This is a genomic window from Streptomyces sp. NPDC059255 (assembly GCF_042752355.1).
GTDB lineage: Bacteria > Actinomycetota > Actinomycetes > Streptomycetales > Streptomycetaceae > Streptomyces.
In genome coordinates, this window is sequence record NZ_JBHYZP010000065.1 from 1 (window position 1) to 22591 (window position 22591).

Consider the following 22591-nt stretch of genomic DNA (forward strand, 5'->3'; position numbering starts at 1 on the left):
CTCGTCCGACAGAACCAACGCGGCCTTCGGCCGTCCAGTGCGTGCCACAGGCCAAGTCTAAACATCTGAACAGAATTCCTGACTCAGAAGACTAGTAGGGCTTTGTTATGTCTCTGGGTAAGTGGCCCTTCTGGTGGTTTCCTGCTGGTATGAGGGTGGATGAACTCGTTGCGTGTCGGGGTCGGTTGGAGGAGTTCGCTGGGGAGGTGTTTGCGCCCTTGGCTCGTGCTGACCAGCGGGTGAAGGGCAGCCTGTATCTGCGGGGTCTGCTGCTGGAGGGGCGTCGGAAGTCGATGCAGCCGATGGCCGGGCGTCTGGGTGTGGATCATCAGCAGTTGCAGCAGTTCATGACCTCGTCGACCTGGCCGGTGGACACTGTTCGCACGGGGTTGGCCCGGCGTGCGGTGGCGGTGGTGCGGCCGCAGGTGTGGGTGGTGGACGACACCGGGTTCCCGAAGGACGGAACGTCCTCACCCGGGGTGGCCAGGCAGTACTCCGGCACCCTGGGCAAGGTCGGGAACTGCCAGATCGGGGTCAGTGTCCATGCCGCGTCCGACACGGCGTCCTGCCCCTTGTCCTGGCGGCTGTTCCTGCCCGGCAGCTGGGACGGGGCCGAGGCGGCCGGCCGGCGGGCCCGTTGCCGGATCCCCGACGGTGAGCATCACCGGCCGAAGTGGCGGCTTGCCCTGGACATGCTCGACGAACTGGCCACCGCCGGGCTACGGCCCGCGGTGCTGGTCGCGGACGCCGGCTACGGGGCGAACGCCGGCTTCCGCCGCGGCCTGGAAAACCGCGGCCTGGCCTACGCGCTGCAGGCCAAGGGCGAAATGACCGCCCACGCCGAGCCGGCCGTGCCGCACCAGCCGCCCTACAGCGGGCGCGGACCGCGTCCGCTGCCCCGCTACCGCACCCGCGCGGTCAGCCTGCGTGAACACGTCCTGGCCGCAGGACGTGACACGGCAGTCGCGGTCACCTGGCGCAAGGGCTCGAAAGCCGCCATGTCCGCCCGCTTCGTCTTCCTGCGTGTCCGCCTCACCGGCCGCCGCCCGAAACCCGCCCCGGACGGTGTCATCGCACCGCGGTGGCTGATCGCCCAGTGGCCCGAAGGGGAGAACGAGCCGGTCAAGTACTGGATCTCCAACCTCCCGGCCGACATCCCCGCCCGTGACCTGGTCCGGCTCGCGAAACTGCGCTGGCGCATCGAGCACGACTACCGCGAGCTGAAGACCACCCTGGGACTCGACCACTTCGAGGGCCGCTCATTCACCGGCTGGCACCGCCACGTCACCCTCGTCACCGCCGCCCACCTCTTCCTGACCGAACAGAGGTCCTGCCCAAAAGCCCCTGCCAGGGCCTGACCCTCTACCAGGCCCTGGCCCTCCTCCAACACCTGTTAGCCACCTGGACCGGGACCTGCCCCACCTGCCGACAACCCACCCCATGGCAGCCCTACGACACCACCTAACAAAGCCCTACTAGTCACGGCGGCAAACGCCGCCGTTCTCGCTCGTGATGTGGTTCCCATCCCTGTTCCCCTGACTTCGCAGGCATGCCAGGGGGTTCTCATGTGTCAGCTCCGCGGGGTGACGTCCGGTTCTCGAGCGTCACGAAGAAGGTGCCGTCCTTGGGGACTCCAGTGCGCGGTGCGGCCTCGGCGCCGCCCTCGTCGACCCGGTAGTCCCATGTGAAGGGAAGGCCGTGTGCAGTCATCACGTCTGGGCCATCCATCAGCTGGAAGTGCAGGTGGGGTTCGGAGGAGTTGCCAGAGTTCCCGCACTCGGCCATCTTCTGCCCAGCCCGGACGCGGTCGCCCACCGCCACTTGGAGCGAGCCGCGCCGCAGGTGGGCGAAGCCCGCGTACACACCGTCGCCGAGGTCCAGCAGGATGTGGTTGCCCCAGATGTGGCGCGGCCAGCCCAGGCCGCGTACGAAGCCTTCCAGGTAGAGGAATCCGAAGGCGGGCAGCGACATCCGGGTCAGATGGTCTCGCTGCCCGGCTGTCGTCGCGACGACCACCGCGTCGGCCGGTGCCAGCACGGGCCTGCCGAAGGTCGCATACCCTTGCGGGCGCCTGCCCAGCGGCCACAGGACACGGAACGCCGGGTCGGCCGGGGCGTCCGCGGGTGGTGCGTGCTTGAGGTCGATGGCGTACGTTTGTGCGTGGCTGTGGGTGTGGCTCGGCACCTTTGTGGCGGGGCCGTTCAGCGCGACCCAGCGCCCGTCGACGGGAACACGGAGAGCGATGGAAGGGCTTTCGTACGGGGGCCGCTGCTGGCGAGCCAGAGACCAGCGCATGGTCCCGCCGATCGAGAGCAGGACGACGCCCGTCCACCAGAGGGGACCGATCCCTCTCATGTTCACGAGGACGCACAGAGTCCCGGCCCCGAAGAACAGGCCGTGGCGCTTCCACAAGGCCGTGAGCAGGGGCGTCGTCGGGGTGCTGTTCATCGGGATCGTCCTCTAGGAGTGGGATTGAGTAGGCGCCGCGTTGCACGTGGTCAGGAGGGTCTTCGATGCCTGGGGACCGGTGACAGGGCGGGAGCGGTACGGATGCCATGATGGCGGCGGAGCGCGGACAGGGCCGCGAGATGACCGCACATGCCGTGGACGGACGGCCCGGGTGGGGTCGCCGCCGAGCACAGGTACACGCCGGGGAGTGGTGTGGTGTACGGGTTCCAGCGGGGCGTCGGTCGGGCGAGGGACTGGCGCAGGGTCAACGCGCCGGCGCCGATGTCCCCGCCGACATAGTTGGGGTTGTACTCCTCGAACGCGGCTGCTGAGCGGCCGCGCGACGCGAGGACCGTGTCGGTGAACCCGGGCGCGTACTCTTCGATGCGCTTGCGGACGAGTTCCACGGCGTCGCGGGTGTCGCCGTGCGGGACGTGGGCGTAGGCCCATACGGGCCGCTTGCCTGCCACGGCCCGGGACGGGTCGGTAACGGCGGGGTCGACGACCAGCAGGAAAGGGGCCGCGCCCCGCTTCCCGACTGCGACGGCGCTTTCCTGTCGGGTAATCTCCTCGTGCGTGCCGCCGACGTGCACCGTGCCGGCCCGGCCTACGAGCGGGTCGGCCCAGGGAATCGGACCGCTGAGAAGGAAGTCGGCCTTCGCCGCTCCGGGTCCGTAGCGATAGCGGCCCAGCGCCCGCCGGTATCCGGTTGGCAGCCGGTCCCCGGCCATACCGAGGAAGCCCTTGGGGCCCACGTCCAGCAGGACGATCGGGACGTTTCCCAGCTCGGACAGGTCCCGCACGTGTTGCCCGGTGTGGAAGACACCACCGTGCGCGGTGATGTCCTCGGCCATGACGTCCGCGATTCGGGCGCTGCCGCCTTCCGGTAGCGGCCAGCCGGTGCTGTGTGCCGTGTGCGCGAGGAGCATGGCGACAGCGGCGGACGCCAGGGTGGGGAGCTTACCGACGGCGTGAGCGGCGACTCCGGTCAGCAGGGCACGAGCCTGCGGCGTCACGAACGGGCTGCGTCGCCCGGCGTGGGCCAGGACCCTGGGCCCCAGCAGCAGCGCTGCCAGTGGGTCACGTGGCAGTGCGCGCTGGCTGGACAGGATCAGGTCGACGACCCCGCTGGAGCGGTCGGCCAGCGGCCGCATCAGCCGCTCCCAGCGAGGCCCATCCGCTCCCAGTTGCTCGGAGGTACGGGCGAGGTCGCGCCAGGCCGCCACCGTGCGTCGGCCGAGCAGCGGGTGCGCGTACTGGATCTCGGGCTGCAGCAGCGCCACGCCGCGCGCGGGCAGGTCGAACGCGCGGAAGAACAGGGAAGCAGCGGCCATCGGGTGGACGGCCGAGCAGATGTCGTGCACCACCTCGCTGTCGAAGAGCGAGGTGGTGCGCAGGCCGCCGCCGATCGTGTCCGCCTTCTCGTACAGGTCGACTTTGAGCCCGGCCCGAGCCAGGGTCACCGCTGCGGCCAGCCCGTTGGGGCCGGTTCCCACGACCGCGGCATCACTCACGATGCGACCGCGATCCCGGGGGCAAGCTGCTGGACGGCGAGCCGCCGGTAGGTGGTGTCACTCTCCATCAGTTCGCCGTGCGTCCCGCTGGCGCGCAGCCGACCGCCTTCGACGAGGAGGATCCGGTCCGCGTCGATGGTGGTGGAGAGACGGTGGGCAATGGTGAGGACCTGACAGCGGGCGCCGATGGTGGTGAGGGCCCCGCGCAGCGCCGTCTCGGAGTCGGAGTCCAGATGGGAGGTGGCCTCGTCCAGCAGCAGTACTCCCGGACGAGCCAGCAGTGCGCGGGCGATGGCGAGGCGCTGGCGCTGTCCACCTGAGAGTCCGATACCGCCCTCGCCGAGCGGGGTGTCCAGGCCCTGCGGCAGGGCATCGACGACATCAGTGAGGTGCGCCGCGGCCAGGGCTTCCGCGATGTCGGATTCAGTGGCGGCGGGATGGGCATAGGTGAGGTTCTCCCGAACCGTTCCGCGCATCAGGGGGGCTTCCTGTTCCACCAGACCGATACGTGCGCGAAGTTCGCCGAGGGACATGGTGGCGGCGTCCTCGCCCGCCAAGTGGATAGTGCCGCGGTCCGGTGTCTGGAAGCGCTCGATGAGTTGGAATAGGGTGGTTTTGCCCGCGCCGGACGGGCCGACGATCGCGGTGATGCCGGTGGGCGGTAGCGAAAAAGACACCTCTTCGACGGTGGGGGGAGCGCCCTTGTGGTAAGCGAAGGTGACGTCCTTGAACTCGATCGAGGGGCTTCCGTCGGCAGGGGCGGTGGGTCGGGCCCCGTCCGTGGTCCCGGCGGTCTCGACCTCGATATCGGCCAGCTCCTTGACCCGGTCGATGGCGGCCCGGCCCTGCTGGAGTTCCCCGATCGACATGAACAGGACCACCAAGGGCGACACCAAGTAGAAGAGGTACATGATGAACGCGGTGAGGTCCTCGATGGGCAGGGCCCCCGTGGCGGTGCGGGCCATGCCCCACGCGATCACCACGGCGAGGGACACCTGGGTTCCGACGTTCATGGCCGGCATCAGCATCGCCGACAGCCGGGTCACCCGGATCCCGCTGACCCTCGCGGCGTCTGCCAGCTCCGCGATGTGCTCGGCTTCGCGCTGCTCCGCCCGGGAGGCTTTGACCGTTGTCAGCGCGCCAAGGACGCGAAGCAGCCCCGAACCGTAGACACTCGTGTCCTCCCGGTTCGTGCTCGCGGCCTTGCGGACCGCGCGGGCCAGCCCGAGTGCGGCTGCTGATGCGGCCCCCAGACAGCCAACGGTAACCAGCAGCAGTTGCCAGTCGATCCACGCCATGACAGCGACGCAACCGAGGGTGGAGAGCCCCGAGGTGATGATCTGGGAGACGGAAGAGGAGAGGGCGACGCGAGCCAGGGAGGTGTCGGCGACGGTACGAGTGAACACGTCGCCGTGCTCCAGCCGGTTGAACGCCCGCATCCGGGAGTGCAGAAGACGGCCGGTGAGGGTCGTCCGCATGTCGAGGACGATGTTTTCCCCGGCCCGGCCGATCAGATAAAAGTGGGTGGCAGCGAGCAGGGCGTCGGCGACGAACAACAGAGCGATCAGCACGATCGGCCACGCCATCGACTCGTCCAGGGCAACCGCTTCGATCAGGTCGCCGATGAGCAGGGGCTGCAGGAGCGTGGCGGCTGTGCCGCCCAGCCCGAGCACTATCCCCGCACCGAGCAGGAGCCGGTGTCGGCGGACGATCACGGTCAGGTTCACTGTCTGCCCCTGCCTGCGGCGATCGTGGCGACCACGCCGATGGCGGCGCCGAAGATCAGGCTCTTGGAGAACCCGGCCCGGGTGAAGTCACCGTCCTCGCGGAAGACCACCATCATGACCGGGACGGCGATGACGAACGCGGTGATGAACCAGACGGCACGAATTGCTGTCATCAGTGCTCCTTTCTCGTTATTTGCTGTGCCGGACGAGGTTTCCAGCTGCGATGCTCAGGCACTGTTGATGTAGGTGGTGAGGAACATCGGGTACTGCTCTGTGTACGGGGACAGGTCCCAGCTCCCGTAACGGCCTTCCGGGGTGAGCCCGGCAGCTGCGGCGTAGCCGTCGACCTCGTCGGGAGTGGTCAGCCGAGAGAGCTCGTTGCCCACCCGGCTGGTTCCGTCAGCCTCGTACCAGATGTGGGAGCACTGCCACAGGTCGGAGCCGGGAGGCAGGGTGGAGTGCGTCTGCAGTCCTGTGCCCGGCTCCGGGTAGGGGGTGAAGAGCGTCGTGCGCGCCTGGCCGTCGTGCAAGGCCTCCACGGCCGGGCGGTTACCGGTCTCGACGACCAGGCGGCCGCCCGGTGCCAGCAACTCGCCAGCGCGGTGAACGGCCTCCTGCTGGTCCTCGTGAGTGAGGAGCATGGAGAGGACCCCGCACACCACGTACACCAGGCTGTACTGGCGCACGTCGCGGTAGGCGCGGATGTCTGCGTGGATCCCGGTGACGCCCTCGGCGCCCGGATCCACGGCCAGCAGGGCCAGCATCTCGGGCGAGGAGTCGACCCCGGTGACCGGGCCGACCCTGCGGGCGAGCGGGATGGCGATCCGGCCGGTGCCGACGCCGAATTCCAGGGTCCCCGCCTCGGGTGCTGGGTGCAGCGCCGCAAGTGCGTCCGCGATGGACTCGGCGCCGGCGTCTTTAGGAAATATCCGGTCGTACCAGGCGGCGAACTGGGTTCCGTAGCCGATGTCTTCCACCGTGCTGTTCATCTGTGTGGGTCTCTTCCTCACCGGTTGCAGGCAGCCCGACTAGGTGTGTGTCGAAAGTAGCGCCGTCCGCCCGTAGGGCGGGGCTCGCGGCGTCTGGTGCATGCGATCACAGGGCGGAGGACTGGCACCCTCGACGGCCAGGACACACTCGAACGAATCCGGCAATGCGGCGAGCGTGCGTGCCAGGCGTCGCGAGCCAGACGGGGCTTTCGCACACGCCCTAGGCGGTGGCCAAATGGGGTGTGCGGGATGCCGCCATCGGCGTATAAGGCGAAACGAACAGCGTTTCCGGGTCCTCGGTCTCGTCGTGGCCCGCAGCGCGCACCACGGCGAACTGGAAGCCCTGGACACCGGCTCCGGTGCCCGGTGTGTCGAGGATTGTCTTGCGGATGAACTGGACCAGTACTTCGTAGGAGGAGCTGTTCTGCACGTCCCCGGGTCCGCCCTTGACGGCCATCTGCAGGATCGCGGTGCAGATGTCGAAGACCGCCTTCTCGGACCGGCGGGTGGCGAACCAGAACGCCTGAGACATGCGGCGGGGCTCGATCAGCTCGATTTCGCGCCAGTCGCTGGTTCCGCCACCCGGTTCGAGCGTCCGGTAGACGTAGTGGAAATCGTGCACCGCCGGATTCGGTGCAAAGAACTTCCAGTTCGGTATCAGTGAGAAGAGGTCTCTGGCGCGGGACCGGTCGAACGCCGGGTGTGGGTGCTGTGCGGCGACTGTGGCCAGCAGCATGCCCGCTCCGAGTAGTCGGGCCGCAGAGCCCTTCCCGGTGAAGGTCGTCCTGAGGAGTTCGGCCGGCCTCACCTTTCCACCCCTTCCCTCTTCGCACTGGTTTCGGCAGTCGCGGTTGGGTGAAGCCCGGTATTGAGGAACTCGGTCATGAGTTCCGCCGCCTTGTGCGCGTGCAGGGCGTTGGTCAGCAGGGAGTCGTGGTCCGATCCCTCAACAACCTTGATCCCGCCCAGTTCGCCTTGGCCCCGGTGGACCCTGGAGAGCTCGCTGTAGAGCAGGAGTTGCTCTGGGTCCCGGTCCACGGTCTGCTGCGCGACGATGACCAGTCCAGGGGCGTTGATCGGGTCGATGTTGCCCTCGAAGGCCCTGAACTCTTTCTCGACCGCGGCCCACTCGCGCTTGGCGGCCTTCCACAGCCGGGCGTCCGCGTACTGCAAGAACGCCTTGTGGCGGTAGGCCTTGGGCAGTTTGTCGACCCAGTCCGGACGGCTCATGAGGATGCCCGTGCCCAACCGCAGGTAGAGGGCGGCGTGCGAGATTGTCTCCCGCAGATCCTTGGCCCCGTCGCTCTGGCGCTCGGAGCGTTGCAGTTCGGCAGGGTGCGCTGGGTCGAGGTAGACGAGACCAGCCACGCGGTCTGTCAACCTCGATGCGGCCCGGCGGATCAGCTCGCCGCCCAGTGAGTGCCCGACGAGTACGACCTGGCGGTGTGCGGGAACTACCGCGCGGACCAAGTCCTCCAGGTCGTCGACGGACTCGTCCAGCGTGTACGGGGCCGGGCTGCGGCGGATACTGCCCGCGTAGCCGGCCCGCGCGTAGGCCACCACAGCGTGCTCCGAGTCCTGGACGAACCGCTCGGTGATCCAGGAGAAGTGCTCCGAGGTCGAAGCGAGGCCGGCGCAGAACACCAGTACCGGCGCTTCCGAGTCCTCCTGGCCGCCTGACTCGAACATCAGTTCGTTATTGTGTCGGGACACAACCGTCCGGGAGGTGGGCCAACCTTCCAGGACCACGGCACGGCGCTGCGTCGAGACGGTGACACCGGCCGCGATGCCTGCGGCCAACAGGAGGACCGCGGCCTTGACTGCGCGGTCGTCACGCCCGGCGACCGCCGGGTGCGTGGACGGGGTTGCGGTGTAGGCGACCATCGGGTGCATGGAGGGGAACGCGGTCATGAAACGGCCGAGCCCCATGACGAAGGCGTTGGCCACGTGGAAGCCGCCGGCTGCGGCCAGGATCGGCCGGGTGAGTCGTCCGCGGGCCACATAGACCAGCGGGAAGAGGCACTCCAGTGCGAGCACTCCGTGCTGAACATACCTCGAGGCCCTCGGGTACCGCCGGGTCAGGCGGTAGACCCCTTCGGATCCGTACGTACGGGTGCGCATTACCCCGGGCAGCGCCGATGCGTTGCGCCATCTCTCCCCCATGAGCTTGACCCAGCCTGACGCGCCGTAGGAGAGGCTTGCCTGCATGGCCACGTACCAGAGCAGCGCGTCCTGGGTCTGCGTGTCCTTCGACAGCCGAGCCAGTCCGGTGGCGCTTTGCACCAGGGTGGCCACCTGATCCGATCCGTCCGTTCCGTAGCGGTGTCGGGCCTGAAGGAGACAGGTGGTTCCGCTGAGAAATAGCGTTCCCGTTCCGCGCCAACGGCTATTGCCAGGAGCCAGCAGCCCGATACTGACTGCCGCACGAGCCACGTGCAGCGCGATGGTCACCCTCTTGTTCCCTATGGCATTGCTGATGGTGCGAATTGCGATGCTCTTGGCCTCAGGGCTTTTCTTCATGATGTCCCAGTCGTTCAGCCCGCCGGGATCGAGTTGCTTGCGCTGATGTAAGTATTCCAGCGAAGAAGAAAGGGTGGTGAGGGCCGAAAGTCTTTCCGATATCCCCAGCGCCTTGCTGCGGGACAGCGGTATGGGGGAGAACACCGTCGAGGCGAGTTTCCGCAGATACCTCAAAACATGCTTCCTCTCAACTCAACCACTGGTTGAGCTAGCATGAGCAAGCTGTCGGGCCGCGATTCCAGCGCGGCCCGACAGCTTCCACCGCTCGCTCTCAGAGGTCACTCTTCAAGCGTCACCAGAGGGCCGGGTTCACACCCGGCCACCGGCCGACCGTCAGCCCTTGGCCGCCGCACGGCCGGCCTCGTAGGCGCCGACGGCGGCGGCACCGGCAGCGAGTCCGCCAGCGGCGTACGGGGTGACGGCCAGGACGGCGGGCGTGAACGTTACCGGCATCATCTTGGTGACGCGGTAAGCTTCGCCCTCGGTCAGCGAAGGCGCCGCGACCATGCGGACGCTGTCGATGATTCGACTCATTTCGATCTCCCTAATCGATGGTTCGGACAGCCTCGAAGGTCTTCGTCAGTTCACCACTCGACCGGCGACGTACGCCCCGACCGGTATGGTGAAGGCGACGACGGCCGCCGTGATCTTGAGGCAGGCCGGCACCGCCACAACCGCAGGGGTAGCCATGACGGGGACGCCGTCGCGCGTCACCAGACCCTCCGTGAGCGGTCCCATCTGTTGGTCATTCATAAAAGCCGCGATCTTGGCCATGGGATTCTACCTTTCGTGTCGGTTTCCGCTGCACACGCGGCGACTCGACCCGAAATCCGGTTCCGCATTTATGCCGAAGCGCTCGGCTTCCGGATTTCCATCGACGTCCCCCGTGGCGTGATCACTATATGGACAACCCGCCGCTCAGCATCAAGCGCCGCCGACGTGATGTGCGTCACAAGTCGAGATAAGGAATGGCTTCCCCAGAGAAATCCATCCCTCCGCCAAGCCGAAGGAAGTCCGAAATTCGCCACATTGGATTTGACCCCCATTTGACCTCCACGTTACCCCGTGCCTGGGAGTAACGGGAAGCGGATAGAAGAATTCCGGATAGTTTTTGTCCGGATACCCCCCCTGCGTATCGGTGACGTGCCCGGCTTCCGGTGCCGACCCGGTTGCGCGGTGGCCCGGCCGGTGATCCACGGGCATCACTCCAAGAACGCAAGACCCGCGAGCCTCCAGGGCGCCGCAGAGTGCTACTTCGGACGGGCCGAGTCGCCGCCGCTCGGAGTAGGTAGCTCGTGGGGCGACGAGCTCGGTGTGATGCTGGCGTCGGGCACGTCACGTTCTGTCAGATCTGGGCCGGGTCGGAGTCGCCCTGTACATCGGTGTCGGCCGTGTCGACGAACGCTTGCCGGGCCCTCGCGACCACGAGTTTGGTGTTGGCATCGATGATGACCTGCACGTTCGCAAAGAAGCAGTATTGATCGGAAACGGTTTGGGTTCTGGGTTGTTGGTGGGGTGTGAGCGATCTGATGGAGGACGCACGGCATCTGTCGCCTTCGGCACGGAGTCCCTGCGGCTGCGGGCGGTGGCCGCGTTGGCGGCGGGGCGGGACCGTGAGGACGTGGCGGCAGCGTTCGGAGCGTCGCTGAAGGCGGTCGACATCTGATGGGTTAAGTAGCGTGGCATCTGCCCGACGCCCGCTCACCAGGGAGTTTCCATGTTCGAAGACATCCGGGGCCTTGCTCCAGAGCGTGCTGCACGGCTCGCCTCCCTGGTCGAGGGTTGCCGGCCGTTGCTGGGGCAGGGCAGCGGCATGGAAGCGGTTCAGCAGTTGCTGCGAGACCGCGGCACCGGTGTCATCGACGCAGTCGCCGTCACTCGCGAACTGCTGGGAGCCGGGCCGGGATCCCTGGCTGAGGCCAAGACGATCGTGCTGTCCAGTGCCGCCATGGCCACCGAACTACGGGTTCACCAGCAGTTCGTGGACGGGATCGAGCAGGCGACGAATGTCGGTGACGCCATCCTTCAGCAGGCCCCGTCCCGCGGCGACATCATCAAGATCGTCGCTATCGACGGCGCCGGCGGGTCCGGAAAGACCACCTTGGCTGCCGCCGTGGCCGGATACGTCGGTGACTGCGTCGTCGTCCACTGCGATGACTTCTACCGTCCCATGCCCGACCACGAGCGCGAGGATCTCGACGCCGAACAGGGCTACCACCGCTACTTCGACTGGCAGCGACTCCGCGCTCAGGTCTTGGAGCCCTTGCGGGCCCATCAGGCCGCCCGCTACGAGACCTACGACTGGGCCACCGGGCAGCTCGGAGGCTGGCGGGAGATCGCTCCCCGGAGCGTGGTGATCGTGGAAGGGGTCTACTCCGCCCGCCCGGAGCTGTCTGCCTACTACGACCTCACCGTCTACGTCGACACCCCACGCGAGATCTGCCTACAACGGTTGCGGGAACGCGCCCAGAACTCAGAGGAGTGGATCAATCGTTGGCGGGCTGCCGAGGACTACTACATCAACACCACGCAGCCCCAGACCAGAGCCGCACTCGTCGTCAAGAGCGTCTGAGCCGAAGGGAAACCACGATCACCGAAACCATCGGCGGGCTTCCCACGCCTCATACCCTCGCCGCCTGCCGGTGTGGTGTCGGTCACGTCAGCAGACCTGGAATGCAACACAGCCGACCATCATGGTCGCGAACGCGGCCTCGACGATCCGACCTGCTCAATCGCTACACGGAGTCATCCGCACACGGCCTCTGCGGAGACAAGGCACAGCTACGTTACCCATCTGATCGAGTTCGGTTATCCAGAGAAGTTCGTCCAGGACCAGGTCGGCCACGCCTACGCCAGCACCACGGCCATCTACAGCCACGTCTCGGACGAGTTCCGAAACCGGCTGCTGCGACGCTCGCTGCAAGCCCGGCACGGCGATCTATGGGGGCAGGAAACATGATCAGGAAGATGGGCATCGACTGGCAGCTACGGATCCGGATGGCGGAGAAGGGCATGTTCCAGACCACGGAACTCGTCCCGCTGCTGGCTGAACGCGGCGTGCATTTGTCGCGTGAGCAGGTGTTTCGTCTCGTGACCCAGACACCGCAACGGCTGTCCATGGACACGCTCGCCGCGCTGTGCGACATCCTCGCGTGTGAGCCCAACGACCTGATCCAGGTGGAGGTCGCCAACGCTGAGGTGCGCAAGACCGCCGGCGAGCAGCCGGTATCCCGGCCGCAAGCACGTCGCACGACGATCCGGCGCCCAGGCCCGGAATGACCGCTCCTCTCCGCCTCGACGAGGCTCACCGACAGGTCGTCGCCCATCTGACTGCCCGGCTCACGGGGGTGACCGGCGAACAGGCAGCGCAGGCACTGGAGCGCGGAAAGATCACAGCACGTTCCTGCGTCGCCCTTGCCCGCCATTTCCAGGATCACCCAGACGCCCTGACGAATCCGGGCCCGACACCTCCGCAGAATCTGGTGCGGCTCGCGCATGCCCTGGCGGCCGCCGGACACGGCCCGGTCACCCTGCCGACGTGCGTCGGCTGCGGAAAGACCTCGCGCCAACTCACACATCGCCTCCCGGCCGGGCACTGCTGTTCGGCCTGTGCTCGTCGGGTACGGCCGCCGAAAACCTGCTCAGGCTGCGACCGACAGATGAAGATCAACGCCAAGGGCCCCAACGGGCCGCTCTGCGGCACCTGCTACGGCAAGCACGTTGCCACCACATGCGGGCAGTGCGGGCGCGTACGCCGCGCGACCTACCGCATGCCCGACGGCAGTGTCCGCTGTCAGGGATGCCACCCACGCCCCGAGCGCACCTGCGTCGGGTGCGGAGCAGAAGCCCCAGTCCAAGCGATCTCGGCGGACGGTCCGGTCTGCCGGCGCTGCTACCGACAACCCCAGCGCCGCTGCGGCAGCTGCGGAGAAGTGCGCACGGTCGACCGGCGCGGTGGCGACGGCAGGCCCGATCTGTGCTCCCGCTGCTATCACTCTCCGCCGGTCGCCTGCTCCTCCTGTGGCCGGCTCCGGACCTGCGCGCGCAGGGTGACGGGCAAGCCGTTCTGCCAGAGCTGCTGTCCCCGCCCTACGGGCCCATGCGCACGCTGTCTCCACGACCGACCTGTCCACGCCTACTGGCCGATGGGCCCGGTCTGCAAACACTGCTACGCGGCAGTGCGCGCACGTCCCGGCGCCTGCGCTCAGTGCGAAGAGCAACGTCCACTCATCGGTTCCACCGAAGCAGGGGCCAGCATCTGCGGACCCTGCGCCGGAGTCGATCTCACCTACGCGTGCCAGCGCTGCGGCACGAGCGACAGGATCTTCCGGGAGCAGTTGTGCACCCGCTGCTTCGCCACGAAGCAACTGGCCGAGGCGCTCGGTGGAGATGGCACAACGGTCCCTGCACAGCGGCAAGACCTCCACTCGGCTCTTTCCGCCGCCGGACACCCCCGCCGAGTGGCGTACTGGCTGACCCGCGACGGAGTGCCAGCTCTTCTGTCACAACTAGGTTTTTCGCACGATGAGTTCACCCACCAACAGCTCGACGACCTGCCCAACACGCTGACCACTCGCTACATCCGCGACGTCCTCGTCGCCGCCGCGGTGCTGCCACCGCGGGACGACCGATTGGAGGCCCTGCCCCGCTGGGCGGATGCCCTCTTGGCGCAGGCACCGCTCCCGCAGCGCAAGGTGCTCACCCCTTTCACCCATTGGTATCTGCTGCACCGCATCCGCCGGACCCACCGGCACCGCCCGCTACGCGCCTGCACGCAGCACCAGATGCGATCGCGACTGCGCCGAGCCCTGGAACTGCTCGACTGGCTCGACGAGCACGGCATCCCCCTCGGGGAGCTCACACAGCCAGAACTCGAGACGTGGCTGGAGGAAGGGCCTGAGAAGCGTCGTGAAGTGCGTGCCTTCATCACCTGGGCGAGAGGCCGGGGCCTGGCCGGCGAGCTCGTAGTCCCCAGGGCCCCCGTCGCCGCACCCAGCGTCTTCAGCACGGACGAGGACCAGGCCGAACACCTGCAGCGGTGTCTCGGCGACGATGCTCTGCCTCTCGATGTCCGTACGGCCGGCGCCCTGGCACTCCTTTTCGGGCTGCAGTACACCAGACTGCTCGAACTCACCGTGCACGACGTCATCGAAGACGACACGGTGGTGGCGCTCCACCTCGGCGGTCATCGTCTTCCGCTGCCGCCCGAAGTCGCTCAGCTGGTTCGCGCATTGCGCGACCAGCGCCAGAAACGCTGGCAGCTCGATCAGACGGCCAGCACCACACCGTGGCTGTTCCCCGGGCAGGAGCCCGCCCGCGCTCTCGGAGCCACCTACCTCTACTTGAAGCTCCGTCGACACGGCATTGCGCCCCTCGCCAGCCGGAACAGCGCTCGCCTCGCGCTTGCCACCGACCTGCCGGCATCTGTTCTCGCCGACTTCACCGGCACCAGCATCAGCAACTCCACTCGCTGGACCAGATATGCCAAGCGGGACTGGCTCGACTACATCGCCAGCCGCGCGCAGGACCGTCCATGAAGCACGCCTCCTCACACCGTCTGCCTGGACTCAGCGCATCCCGGGCAGGCGACGCAACTCGTTGACCTTCATCATCCGGGCGAGAAGGAGGTACCCCACGGCTGTCGCCAGCGCCCCGGTAGCCAGCGCGACGGCCGTAGGCCACGTTCCACTTCCCAGGCCCGCACACGCACGCGCTGCAGCCCAGCCCAGCCCAGCAGCAGGGCCCGCAGCGCAGAACAGTTTCCCGTAGGTGCGGAGCAGGCCGCCGTCGTCGATGCGACCCCCAAGCCTCCTGCGCAGCAAACGCGCGGTGAGTGCGAGACCGGCCACGTAGGAGAGCGTGTAGGCCCCAGCCATGCCGACGACCGACCACCGGGCGGGCAGCATCAAATGACAGGCGGTGACCAGAGCAATGTTCACGCCCGCGATCCAAGCCGCCATGAAGAACGGAGTGCGGGTGTCCTCGAACGCGTAGAAGCCACGCAGCAGCAGGTACTGGGCGGAGAACGGAATGAGCCCGAGCCCGAACGCCTGCAGCATGTAGCCCAACGGGCGGACCGAGTCGGCGTCTGATGCTCCGTGGGCGAACAGCAGTGACGCGATCTGCGGCCCCAAGGCGAGGAAGAGAAAAGCGGCCGGCACGATAACCACGCCGCTGATCCGCAGCGCCCGGGACAGGTCCGCGCGCAGATCCGGGATGCGCCCCTCAGCGACAGCCCTGCTCATCCGCGGCAGCAGCGCCGTCACCAGGGACACCGTCACGATCGACTGCGGCAGCATCCAGATGGTCTGCGCGTAGGTGTAGGCCGAGTAGCCTGCGCCGGCCTGCGGCAGCTCCTGGTCGGCGGCGTTGGCGTAGTTCGTGACCACTGTCAGGGCGACCTGGTTGGCCAGGACGAACAGCAGCGTCCACTTCGCCGCATGGACGCTCTTGCCCAGGCCGGTGCCCCGCCAGTCGAACCGCGGGCGGAAACGAAACCCGGCCGCCCGGGCGAACGGGATCAGCGCCAGGGCCTGCACGGCGATGCCTGCCGTCGTCCCGATCCCCAGCAACTGCACCTGGTCGGCGGTGATGTCCTCCACCCGGTCGGGAACCGTCATCAGCCCCAGATAGGCGGCGAACATGCCGACCAGCACGACGTTGTTCAGCACCGGGGTCCACATCATCGCGCCGAACTTCTCGCGGGCGTTCAACACCTGCCCGTAGATACTGAACAGCCCGTAGAAGAAGATCTGCGGCAACAGGAACCGGGCGAACGTCACCGTCAGCTCGAACGCCTCATGGCTGTCCGGGGTGTCCCGCATGTACAGGCCCACGATCTGCGGCGCCGCCCACACTGCCAGCGCCGTCCCCACGCCCAGCACGCACACCACGAGCGTGACCAAACGCTGCTCGTAAGCGCGTCCGCCATCAGGCTGCGTCGTCCTGGCCCGCACCAGTTGCGGCACCAGCACGGCGTTGAGCGCGCCGCCGATCAGCAGCGTGTACAGGCTCGTGGGCACGGTGTTCGCCGTGTTGTACGTACTGGCCAGCAAGCCCGTGCCCAGCGCCGCGGCCTGCAGCACCTGACGGATCAGCCCCGTCGCCCGGGACACCACCGTGCCAACAGCCATCAGCAAGGACGAACGAGCCAGCCCGCCCTTGTCCTTCTTCCGCTGGGCGGCATGCCGCCCCCTCTTCTGCTGCTCCTGCGGCATGGTCTGCGCCGCGGAGTTCGCCCCCTCCACCATGCCGTCAACCTATGCCCCAAGGTCTCAGGTCTCCAATTGGCGCCTTGCACAAGGCAGTTCAGCAAACCAGCGCCGTGACCGTGGCCACAGGAATACGACAGCAACGGAACAAGTGCTCTGCGCCAGTAACGGTTCTCGCACGCAGCCGACGGCGGGAGCCGAAGGCCTTGGTACGGGGCTGGAGGCCACTGCCAGGAAGCCAAACGATTCCGGGTGCTGGGACGGCATGGGCAGGCAACAAAGTCGACAGCGCGCATGAGTAACACTTGTGTATTCAGTTACAGGTGTGCAATATCGGAGCCATGGAGTTCGATCTGCCAGACAGGCCCGAAGTGCTGGACCGACGGGTGCAGCGATCACGGTCCGCGTTGTTGTCGGCGGCGGTGCGATTGGTCGGCGAGCGCGGTACGACCGCGGTGTCGGCGACCGAGCTGGCTGAGGCCGCGGATGTGAGCCGACGGGTGCTGTACCTGCATTTCGGGAGCCGGGACGGGGTGCTGGTCGCGGCCGCGGCGGAACTCGTGACGCTGGAACTGCTGCCGCGGCTGCCGAAGGATCTTGAGGAGGCACCCACCGCGCTCGCGGTGGCACGCCATTTCGCCGAGCATCGCCCGTTCTACCGTGCGATGTTGACCGGGTCGTGTGCGCACGCCGCGATCAGGACCGTGGTCGGTGTGTTCAGTCCCTACCGAGCCGCCAGCGCCCGAAAGCTCTTCGGCGATCTCGACGAACGGACCGCCGGAGAGGTGGCGGACTTCCTCACCGGCGGTACCGCGATGGCGCTGAACGAATGGCTGGTCAACGGCCCGGACCTGCTGGATCCGGGCGAATTCGCCGCGCGCCTGCTGCGTATCCAGTCCTTGCTCACCAGCGTGCACCACAACCGGCCCCGTACGCATACGGAGGATTCAGAATGAGAACACCCCCTGTGGCCAGTCTGCTCGTCGAGAAGATGCTGGGGCTGCCCGCGCCGATGACCAGGGACCTCATAGTCGAACGTGATCTTGAGGTCCCGATGCGGGACGGCACCGTACTGCTGGCCGACCGGTGGGCACCGCAGGCGGGTGGAGAGGGCCTGCCGACCGCGTTGCTGCGCGGCCCCTACGGACGGGGTGGGCCGATCGCGATGCAGTTGGCCAGGCCACTGGCCGAGCGGGGATTTCAGGTGCTGATGCAGAGCTCTCGCGGCACGGGCGGGTCCGGCGGGGAGTTCGACCCACTGCGTCACGAACGGTTCGACGGAATTGACACCGTCGACTGGGTGTGCGAGCAGCCCTGGTTCGGTGGATCGCTGGTGCTGACCGGCCCCAGCTACCTCGGTTACACCCAGTGGGCGATGGCCGACCAGATGCCGGTACAGGTCAAAGCGATGATTCCTGCTACCAGCGAGTCGGCGTTGGGCCTGGCGCTCCTGCGCAGGGACGCGTTCAGCCTGGAATCACTGTTCGGGTGGGGCCTGCTCGTCGAGGCCCAGCGGCGGCCCTGGGCGACGGCCCGGTTCCTGATGGGCGCTCGTCGGCGCCGCCGGGCTGAGTTGGCGCTTCCGTTGTCTGGCGCCGACCGCGCCGCCCTCGGTTACCGTTCCGACATCATCCAGAATTTCATGGCCCACGACGGCGACTCCCCGTTCTGGACCGGAACCGACGTCAGCGATCGGGTCCCGGACGTTGCCGTTCCCGCGAGCCTCGTCGGAGGCTGGTTCGACGTTTTCCTGCCTGGCCAGCTACGCGATTACGCCCTCCTGCAGGCCGTCGGCCGCCAGCCCCGGCTCACCGTCGGGCCCTGGGCACATTCCGACGGCCCGGTCGTGAAGACCATGGTGAGCGAGACCTTGGAGTTCGGGTTGGCCCACGCCCGTGGCACCATCCCCGCCGACCGGGCACCAGTGCGCGTGTTCGTCATGGGTGCGGAAGAGTGGCGTGACCTGCCGGCCTGGCCCCCGCCGGGATACGCGCCACAGCCCTTCCATCTGCACCCCGCCGGCCGCCTGGCCCTCGATCCTCCGCCGGAGTCGGCGCCGGACCGCTACCACTACGACCCGGCCGACCCCACCCCTGCCTTTGCCGGGGTGCGCATGATCCCGGGTGTCAAGGCCGGGCGGGTCGACAACACCGCGCTGGAAGCTCGTCCCGACGTCCTCACTTACACCACCGACACTCTCACCGACGACGTCGAGATGATGGGAGAGGTTTGCGCCGATATTTGGTTCCGCTCCAGCCTGCCTCACGCCGACGTGTTCGTCCGCGTCTGCGACGTCGATCCCTCAGGCCGTTCCACCAACATCTGCGACGGCCTCACCGGCGTCCTTCGCGCCGACGAGCTCTCACGCGTCACGGTCACCCTGTCGCCCACCGCCTACCGGTTCCGGTCAGGCCACCGCATCCGCGTCCAGGTCTCCAGCGGTGCGTTCCCCCAGTACAACCGCAACCCCGGCACCGGCGAACCCCGGCTGACCGCCATCCGAATGCAGGTCGCTGACCAGCACATATTCCACGATCCTCGTCATCCCTCCACGGTCAGTCTGCCCACCCGAACCCACTGACCCGACAACTCCACCGGTGGGATTCGGTAGGCAGCCTGCCTCAGGCGATGAGCTTCACCGGTGCGCGGAGGCTTGCCGCACCAGCGGCGCGCGGCCACCGGGAAGTTCTCTCCGGAGGGCCGTGCGGCGAGCACCCGGGCCGCATACGGCATCCGGGGATTGCCAGGCCTGCCTGCGGGGCCGTCCCTGGTGCGGCTTCAACAACCGCAACGCACTGCAGAAAGATGAAGGTGGTGGCGGCGGAGCTGTTCGTCTCCCCGAAGACGGTTGCCACGCAACTCAGTTCGGCCATGTGCAAGTTGGGAGTCTCGTCGCGAACCGCCGTCGTCAGGGCCGCGGTCGAGGCCGGCGTTCTGTCTCTGGAGTCCGAGGCCTCGGAACCACGCGGCTAATTTTTCGGTCAGATGCGTGATCGCCATGCGGCCATTCGTTCATGACGCTTACATGTCATGCAAGTCGACCCGCACAGTCAACCGCGCGCCCAGAACTCCGATCCGCCTCAGCCGCGGACACCGGACTGGCCCGGTTCTCCTACGGTCAAGCCCGCGTCCTGCTGGACGAGCACACCTCGGTGCGCGGGCCCGGTACCGGCTGGGATCTGCACGAGTACCGCCACTCCGCCCTGACCCACTTGGGCGAGCAGGGCGCCTCGCTGTTGATGCTCATGGCGAAGTCCCGGTACAAGAAGCCGGAGAACGTCCGCCGCTATTTCAAGCCGTCCTCCGAGGCAATCGCCGAGCTCACCAGCCTGCTCGCGCCCGGCGACAGCTCGCGGTGACGACGCTCACTGCATCCCGATGTCGTAAGTGGTGCCGTCGGTGACGGCCTGGAGTTTGTCCGGGTTGGCCACGTTGTGGATGACGGTGATGCGGCCGTCGGCGCCGAAGTCGAACGTGACGGTGGCGATCACGCGTCCCGGCGCGCTGAAGACGATGCCCGGCCCGCCGTTGATCTCGACGAGTTCGGCTTTCATGTCGGCGGGCTCGATGCCCTGGTACGTGACGGTGCCGATTGCCGCGAACCAGTTGGCCACCGTGTTTGCGCCGACAACCGGGCGCAGGGCCTGGCGGACCTTGCCGCCGCCGTCGGTCCACAGGGTGACGTCCGGGGACAGTAGTTCCATCAGGGTGTTGATGTCACCGCCGGTCATGGCGGCGAAGAACCGCTCGGTGGCCTCGGGCTGCCGGGTCCGGTCGGCTGCGAAGCGCGGCCGCCGGGCCCGCACGTGCTCGCGGGCCCGGTGCGCGGCCTGACGCACCGCAGGTTCGGAACGTTACACCGCCTCGGCGATTTCGGCGTGGCTGAAGTCGAAGACTTCCTTGAGCACGAACACCGCGCGCTCCAGCGGGCTGAGCGTCTCCAGCACCACCAGCATGGCCATCGACACAGACTCGGCGCTCGCGACGGCTTCGGAGGCATCCCCACCGGTGAGGATGGGCTCCGGCAGCCACGGCCCCACGTAGGTCTCGCGCTTGTGACGGGTCGAGCGTAGCCGTTCCAGCGCCAGGTTCGAGACGATCCGCGTCAGGTACGCCTTGGGGTCTGCCACCTGCGAGCGGTCCGCGGCGGACCACTTGATCCAGGCGTCCTGGACTGCGTCCTCGGTGTCGGCCGCAGTGCCCAGGAGGCGATAGGCCACGGAGAACAGCAGGCTGCGGTGCTCGTGGAAGACCTGCTGGTCGGGGTGGGCTGACAGGTTGGTCACCGGGCCTCCCGCACACGGGTGAAGCGGCCCCCGCGGGGCCAGAACGCGCCGGAGGCGGGCATCTTCTTCATACGGACATAGGTCGGCCAGGGCGAGGCGGTCACCGTCTCCTTGTACCGGACGGCCATGCGGCCCGTCAGGCAGATCCGGCGCGGGCTGTCATCGGGGCGGGTGAACTGCACCACGGCATCGCCGCGTCCCAGGCTCACCGGCGTGTGGTAGTAGCCGAAGCGGAACGGCTTGGGCTGCTTGCCCTTGAGCACACGGTCGATGGACAGCGCGGCGTGCACCCCGGTCGGCATGCCGCCCTGGCAGGTGCCGTGCATCACTCCGTAGCCCTGGCGGATCGCGGCCGCGTCGCCGATCGCGTACACGTCGGGGCGGGACACCGACCGCAGTGTGGCGTCGGTGACGATGCGTCCGCGCTGGTCGACGGCCAGCCCGGCGGCGGCCGCCAGCGGCGACACCCGCGTACCGCTCGTCCACAGGACCGCGTCGGCGGCGATGCTCTCCCCGCCTGCCAGTTCCACTCCGTTGGGCAGTACCTTCACCACCTCGACCCCGGCGCGTACCTGGACGCCCAGCCGGTCGAGCGCCGCGTGCACGTAGGCCTTGGCCTTGGACTTCATGGTCGCACCGGGCTCGGCTCGGCCCAGCAGCACGACGTCCAAATCCGGGTGCCGCTCGGCAATCTCCGCGGCTGACTCGATGCCGGTGAGCCCGCTACCGCCGACCACCACCGTGCCGCTGCCGAGCTGCCCCAGTCGGCCGGCGAGCAACTCGGCGTCCTGGGCACTGCTCAGGGTGTACGCGTGGTCCTCGACCCCCGGCACCGCCGACATGTCGGCCACACTGCCCAACCCGTACACCAACGTGTCGTAGTGCAGGACCCGGTCGTCGTCGATCCGCACAGTCTTGGCGTCCGTGTCCACCGCCGTCACCCAGCCCCGTACAAATCGCGCCCCCGTGCCCTCCAGCAGCTCTGGGATGCTCAGCTCGGTGAGCCGCTGCCCGGTCGCCGTCATGTGCAGCCGCATGCGCTCGGTGAACCGCTCCTGCGCATTCACCACGGTCACCTGCACGCTCTCGCGCCGCTTGCCCCGGGCCGCCAGTTGGATGGCCGCGGACATGCCCGCGTACCCAGCCCCCGGAATCACCACACGGTGTGTGACCGTCATGCCGGTTTCCTGCTGCGTGCTCATCGTTCCGTCCTCCTCCATCGCTGCCGACGACCACCAGATGGAAACGGGCCGCCCGTCCGCGACAAGAGGCCGATGTGATGCGCGCCACAGCCCGAATGGATGTCCGGCCGGAAATCTCCGGTCAAGAACGACGACGGGCAGCGTCACTCATGCGTCGTCGGCGGCGTTCTTGTCTCGCAGGGGACGCAGTCCACCGGGCAAGTTGGGCCTGGAATGAGTAGCGGCCCAGCATGTTGATGTGTTGCCGCACAAAAGGCGAGAGGCGGGCCACGTCCTCGTCGCGCACGTCGAAGCCATCCGCACGCAGCCGGTTCACTGCGGCGTTCATGTACCGAGTGTTGAACAGGACCAGGGCGTTCAGGACGTACCCCAGTGCCCCGATCTGGTCCTCCATCCCGTCCTGATAGCGCTGATAGAGCTGCCCGTGCCTGCTGTGGAAGATCTTCCGGGCCAGGGAGTGGCGGCCCTCCTGGAGGTTGGCCTGGCTCTTGATCTGCCGCCGGTAGCCGGGCTCGTCCGCGAGGCGCAGGATGTGCAGGGTCTTGGAGATCCGCCCGTAGTGCGCGATCGCGTCGCCGAGCGGGGTCGGCCGCCCGTCCCTAGTCTTCTGAGTCAGGAATTCTGTTCAGATGTTTAGACTTGGCCTGTGGCACGCACTGGACGGCCGAAGGCCGCGTTGGTTCTGTCGGACGAG

The 22591-nt window shown here is 67.6% G+C and carries 18 protein-coding genes and 4 pseudogenes; 9 read left to right on the plus strand and 13 right to left on the minus strand.

Going from position 1 to position 22591, the window contains the following annotated elements:
• Positions 1 to 149: 149 nt before the first annotated feature.
• Positions 150 to 1358 carry an IS701 family transposase gene (locus ACFXKG_RS39880; RefSeq protein WP_384850097.1) on the plus strand — a complete coding sequence of 403 codons (1209 nt, stop codon included), beginning with the start codon at positions 150 to 152 and terminating at the stop codon, positions 1356 to 1358.
• Between the two features lie 205 nt (positions 1359 to 1563).
• On the opposite strand, the gene ACFXKG_RS39885 is transcribed toward ACFXKG_RS39880, so the two are convergent.
• The 9 genes from ACFXKG_RS39885 to ACFXKG_RS39925 form a co-directional block, all read right to left on the minus strand.
• Positions 1564 to 2448 (minus strand): M23 family metallopeptidase, encoded by an 885-nt coding sequence (locus ACFXKG_RS39885; protein WP_384850100.1) that lies wholly within the window; start codon positions 2446 to 2448, stop codon positions 1564 to 1566.
• Positions 2449 to 2498: 50 nt separating this feature from the next.
• Positions 2499 to 3962, minus strand: a complete 1464-nt coding sequence (locus ACFXKG_RS39890) for a phytoene desaturase family protein (RefSeq protein ID WP_384850103.1) — start codon at positions 3960 to 3962, stop codon at positions 2499 to 2501.
• A complete protein-coding gene (locus ACFXKG_RS39895; protein ID WP_384850105.1) occupies positions 3959 to 5689 on the minus strand; it encodes an ABC transporter ATP-binding protein in 1731 nt (576 codons plus the stop codon). Before ACFXKG_RS39895 ends, ACFXKG_RS39890 begins: the two co-directional genes overlap by 4 nt.
• On the minus strand, positions 5686 to 5862 hold the full coding sequence (locus tag ACFXKG_RS39900; RefSeq protein ID WP_384850108.1) for a hypothetical protein: 177 nt from the start codon (positions 5860 to 5862) through the stop codon (positions 5686 to 5688). Before ACFXKG_RS39900 ends, ACFXKG_RS39895 begins: the two co-directional genes overlap by 4 nt.
• Positions 5863 to 5916: 54 nt before the next feature.
• Entirely contained in the window at positions 5917 to 6678 is a 762-nt protein-coding gene (locus tag ACFXKG_RS39905) for a class I SAM-dependent DNA methyltransferase (protein WP_384850111.1), read from the minus strand.
• A 220-nt stretch (positions 6679 to 6898) separates the two neighbouring features.
• A complete protein-coding gene (locus ACFXKG_RS39910) occupies positions 6899 to 7414 on the minus strand; it encodes a hypothetical protein (protein ID WP_384850114.1) in 516 nt (171 codons plus the stop codon).
• Between the two features lie 68 nt (positions 7415 to 7482).
• The gene (locus ACFXKG_RS39915) at positions 7483 to 9372 is read right to left on the minus strand and encodes an alpha/beta fold hydrolase (RefSeq protein ID WP_384850117.1); all 1890 of its coding nucleotides are present in this window, start codon (positions 9370 to 9372) and stop codon (positions 7483 to 7485) included.
• A gap of 159 nt (positions 9373 to 9531) precedes the next feature.
• Positions 9532 to 9732: a hypothetical protein gene (locus ACFXKG_RS39920; RefSeq protein WP_384850120.1), complete on the minus strand. Its 201-nt coding sequence runs from the start codon at positions 9730 to 9732 to the stop codon at positions 9532 to 9534.
• A 45-nt stretch (positions 9733 to 9777) separates the two neighbouring features.
• The gene (locus ACFXKG_RS39925; protein WP_384850123.1) at positions 9778 to 9972 is read right to left on the minus strand and encodes a hypothetical protein; all 195 of its coding nucleotides are present in this window, start codon (positions 9970 to 9972) and stop codon (positions 9778 to 9780) included.
• A gap of 943 nt (positions 9973 to 10915) precedes the next feature.
• On the opposite strand from ACFXKG_RS39925, the gene ACFXKG_RS39930 reads away from it, so the two are divergent.
• From ACFXKG_RS39930 to ACFXKG_RS39945, 4 genes and pseudogenes are all read left to right on the plus strand, one after another.
• Positions 10916 to 11770, plus strand: coding sequence for a uridine kinase (locus ACFXKG_RS39930; protein ID WP_384850126.1), 855 nt, complete (start codon positions 10916 to 10918; stop codon positions 11768 to 11770).
• Positions 11771 to 11971: 201 nt separating this feature from the next.
• Positions 11972 to 12157, plus strand: a pseudogene (locus tag ACFXKG_RS39935) (tyrosine-type recombinase/integrase); the annotation flags it as partial.
• Positions 12154 to 12477, plus strand: coding sequence for a helix-turn-helix domain-containing protein (locus ACFXKG_RS39940; RefSeq protein WP_384850129.1), 324 nt, complete (start codon positions 12154 to 12156; stop codon positions 12475 to 12477). The pseudogene ACFXKG_RS39935 and the gene ACFXKG_RS39940, both read left to right, overlap by 4 nt.
• 1181 nt (positions 12478 to 13658) lie before the next feature.
• Complete coding sequence (locus tag ACFXKG_RS39945; RefSeq protein WP_384850132.1) at positions 13659 to 14735, plus strand: hypothetical protein; 1077 nt, start codon at positions 13659 to 13661, stop codon at positions 14733 to 14735.
• 30 nt (positions 14736 to 14765) lie between these two features.
• On the opposite strand, the gene murJ is transcribed toward ACFXKG_RS39945, so the two are convergent.
• On the minus strand, positions 14766 to 16448 hold the full coding sequence (gene murJ, locus ACFXKG_RS39950) for a murein biosynthesis integral membrane protein MurJ (RefSeq protein WP_384850135.1): 1683 nt from the start codon (positions 16446 to 16448) through the stop codon (positions 14766 to 14768).
• Positions 16449 to 16750: 302 nt separating this feature from the next.
• Between murJ and ACFXKG_RS39955 the strand changes: the two genes are divergently transcribed.
• From ACFXKG_RS39955 to ACFXKG_RS39970, 4 genes and pseudogenes are all read left to right on the plus strand, one after another.
• The gene (locus ACFXKG_RS39955) at positions 16751 to 17365 is read left to right on the plus strand and encodes a TetR/AcrR family transcriptional regulator (RefSeq protein ID WP_384850138.1); all 615 of its coding nucleotides are present in this window, start codon (positions 16751 to 16753) and stop codon (positions 17363 to 17365) included.
• An 11-nt stretch (positions 17366 to 17376) separates the two neighbouring features.
• Complete coding sequence (locus ACFXKG_RS39960) at positions 17377 to 18990, plus strand: CocE/NonD family hydrolase (protein WP_384850141.1); 1614 nt, start codon at positions 17377 to 17379, stop codon at positions 18988 to 18990.
• A gap of 224 nt (positions 18991 to 19214) precedes the next feature.
• A complete protein-coding gene (locus ACFXKG_RS39965; protein ID WP_384850144.1) occupies positions 19215 to 19382 on the plus strand; it encodes a LuxR C-terminal-related transcriptional regulator in 168 nt (55 codons plus the stop codon).
• A gap of 116 nt (positions 19383 to 19498) precedes the next feature.
• Positions 19499 to 19768, plus strand: a pseudogene (locus tag ACFXKG_RS39970) (site-specific integrase); the annotation flags it as partial.
• 6 nt (positions 19769 to 19774) lie between these two features.
• On the opposite strand, the pseudogene ACFXKG_RS39975 reads toward ACFXKG_RS39970, so the two are convergent.
• The 3 genes and pseudogenes from ACFXKG_RS39975 to ACFXKG_RS39985 form a co-directional block, all read right to left on the minus strand.
• A pseudogene (locus ACFXKG_RS39975) lies at positions 19775 to 20695 on the minus strand (RNA polymerase sigma-70 factor).
• Positions 20692 to 21897, minus strand: a complete 1206-nt coding sequence (locus tag ACFXKG_RS39980) for an NAD(P)/FAD-dependent oxidoreductase (protein WP_384850147.1) — start codon at positions 21895 to 21897, stop codon at positions 20692 to 20694. The pseudogene ACFXKG_RS39975 and the gene ACFXKG_RS39980 overlap by 4 nt, the downstream one beginning before the upstream one ends.
• 147 nt (positions 21898 to 22044) lie before the next feature.
• Positions 22045 to 22507: pseudogene (locus tag ACFXKG_RS39985) on the minus strand (Tn3 family transposase); the annotation flags it as partial.
• Between the last annotated feature and the right edge of the window lie 84 nt (positions 22508 to 22591).

What these genes read in the sequence shown, in the direction of transcription:
- ACFXKG_RS39880 (WP_384850097.1), top strand. Translation starts at nt 150, where the DNA reads ATGAGGGTGGATGAACTCGTTGCGTGTCGGGGTCGGTTGGAGGAGTTC.
- ACFXKG_RS39965 (WP_384850144.1), top strand. Translation starts at nt 19,215, where the DNA reads ATGAAGGTGGTGGCGGCGGAGCTGTTCGTCTCCCCGAAGACGGTTGCC.
- ACFXKG_RS39955 (WP_384850138.1), top strand. Translation starts at nt 16,751, where the DNA reads ATGGAGTTCGATCTGCCAGACAGGCCCGAAGTGCTGGACCGACGGGTG.
- ACFXKG_RS39905 (WP_384850111.1), bottom strand. Translation starts at nt 6,678, where the DNA reads ATGAACAGCACGGTGGAAGACATCGGCTACGGAACCCAGTTCGCCGCC.
- ACFXKG_RS39940 (WP_384850129.1), top strand. Translation starts at nt 12,154, where the DNA reads ATGATCAGGAAGATGGGCATCGACTGGCAGCTACGGATCCGGATGGCG.
- ACFXKG_RS39885 (WP_384850100.1), bottom strand. Translation starts at nt 2,448, where the DNA reads ATGAACAGCACCCCGACGACGCCCCTGCTCACGGCCTTGTGGAAGCGC.
- ACFXKG_RS39980 (WP_384850147.1), bottom strand. Translation starts at nt 21,897, where the DNA reads ATGAGCACGCAGCAGGAAACCGGCATGACGGTCACACACCGTGTGGTG.
- ACFXKG_RS39900 (WP_384850108.1), bottom strand. Translation starts at nt 5,862, where the DNA reads ATGACAGCAATTCGTGCCGTCTGGTTCATCACCGCGTTCGTCATCGCC.
- murJ (WP_384850135.1), bottom strand. Translation starts at nt 16,448, where the DNA reads ATGGTGGAGGGGGCGAACTCCGCGGCGCAGACCATGCCGCAGGAGCAG.
- ACFXKG_RS39920 (WP_384850120.1), bottom strand. Translation starts at nt 9,732, where the DNA reads ATGAGTCGAATCATCGACAGCGTCCGCATGGTCGCGGCGCCTTCGCTG.
- ACFXKG_RS39910 (WP_384850114.1), bottom strand. Translation starts at nt 7,414, where the DNA reads ATGCTGCTGGCCACAGTCGCCGCACAGCACCCACACCCGGCGTTCGAC.
- ACFXKG_RS39930 (WP_384850126.1), top strand. Translation starts at nt 10,916, where the DNA reads ATGTTCGAAGACATCCGGGGCCTTGCTCCAGAGCGTGCTGCACGGCTC.
- ACFXKG_RS39925 (WP_384850123.1), bottom strand. Translation starts at nt 9,972, where the DNA reads ATGGCCAAGATCGCGGCTTTTATGAATGACCAACAGATGGGACCGCTC.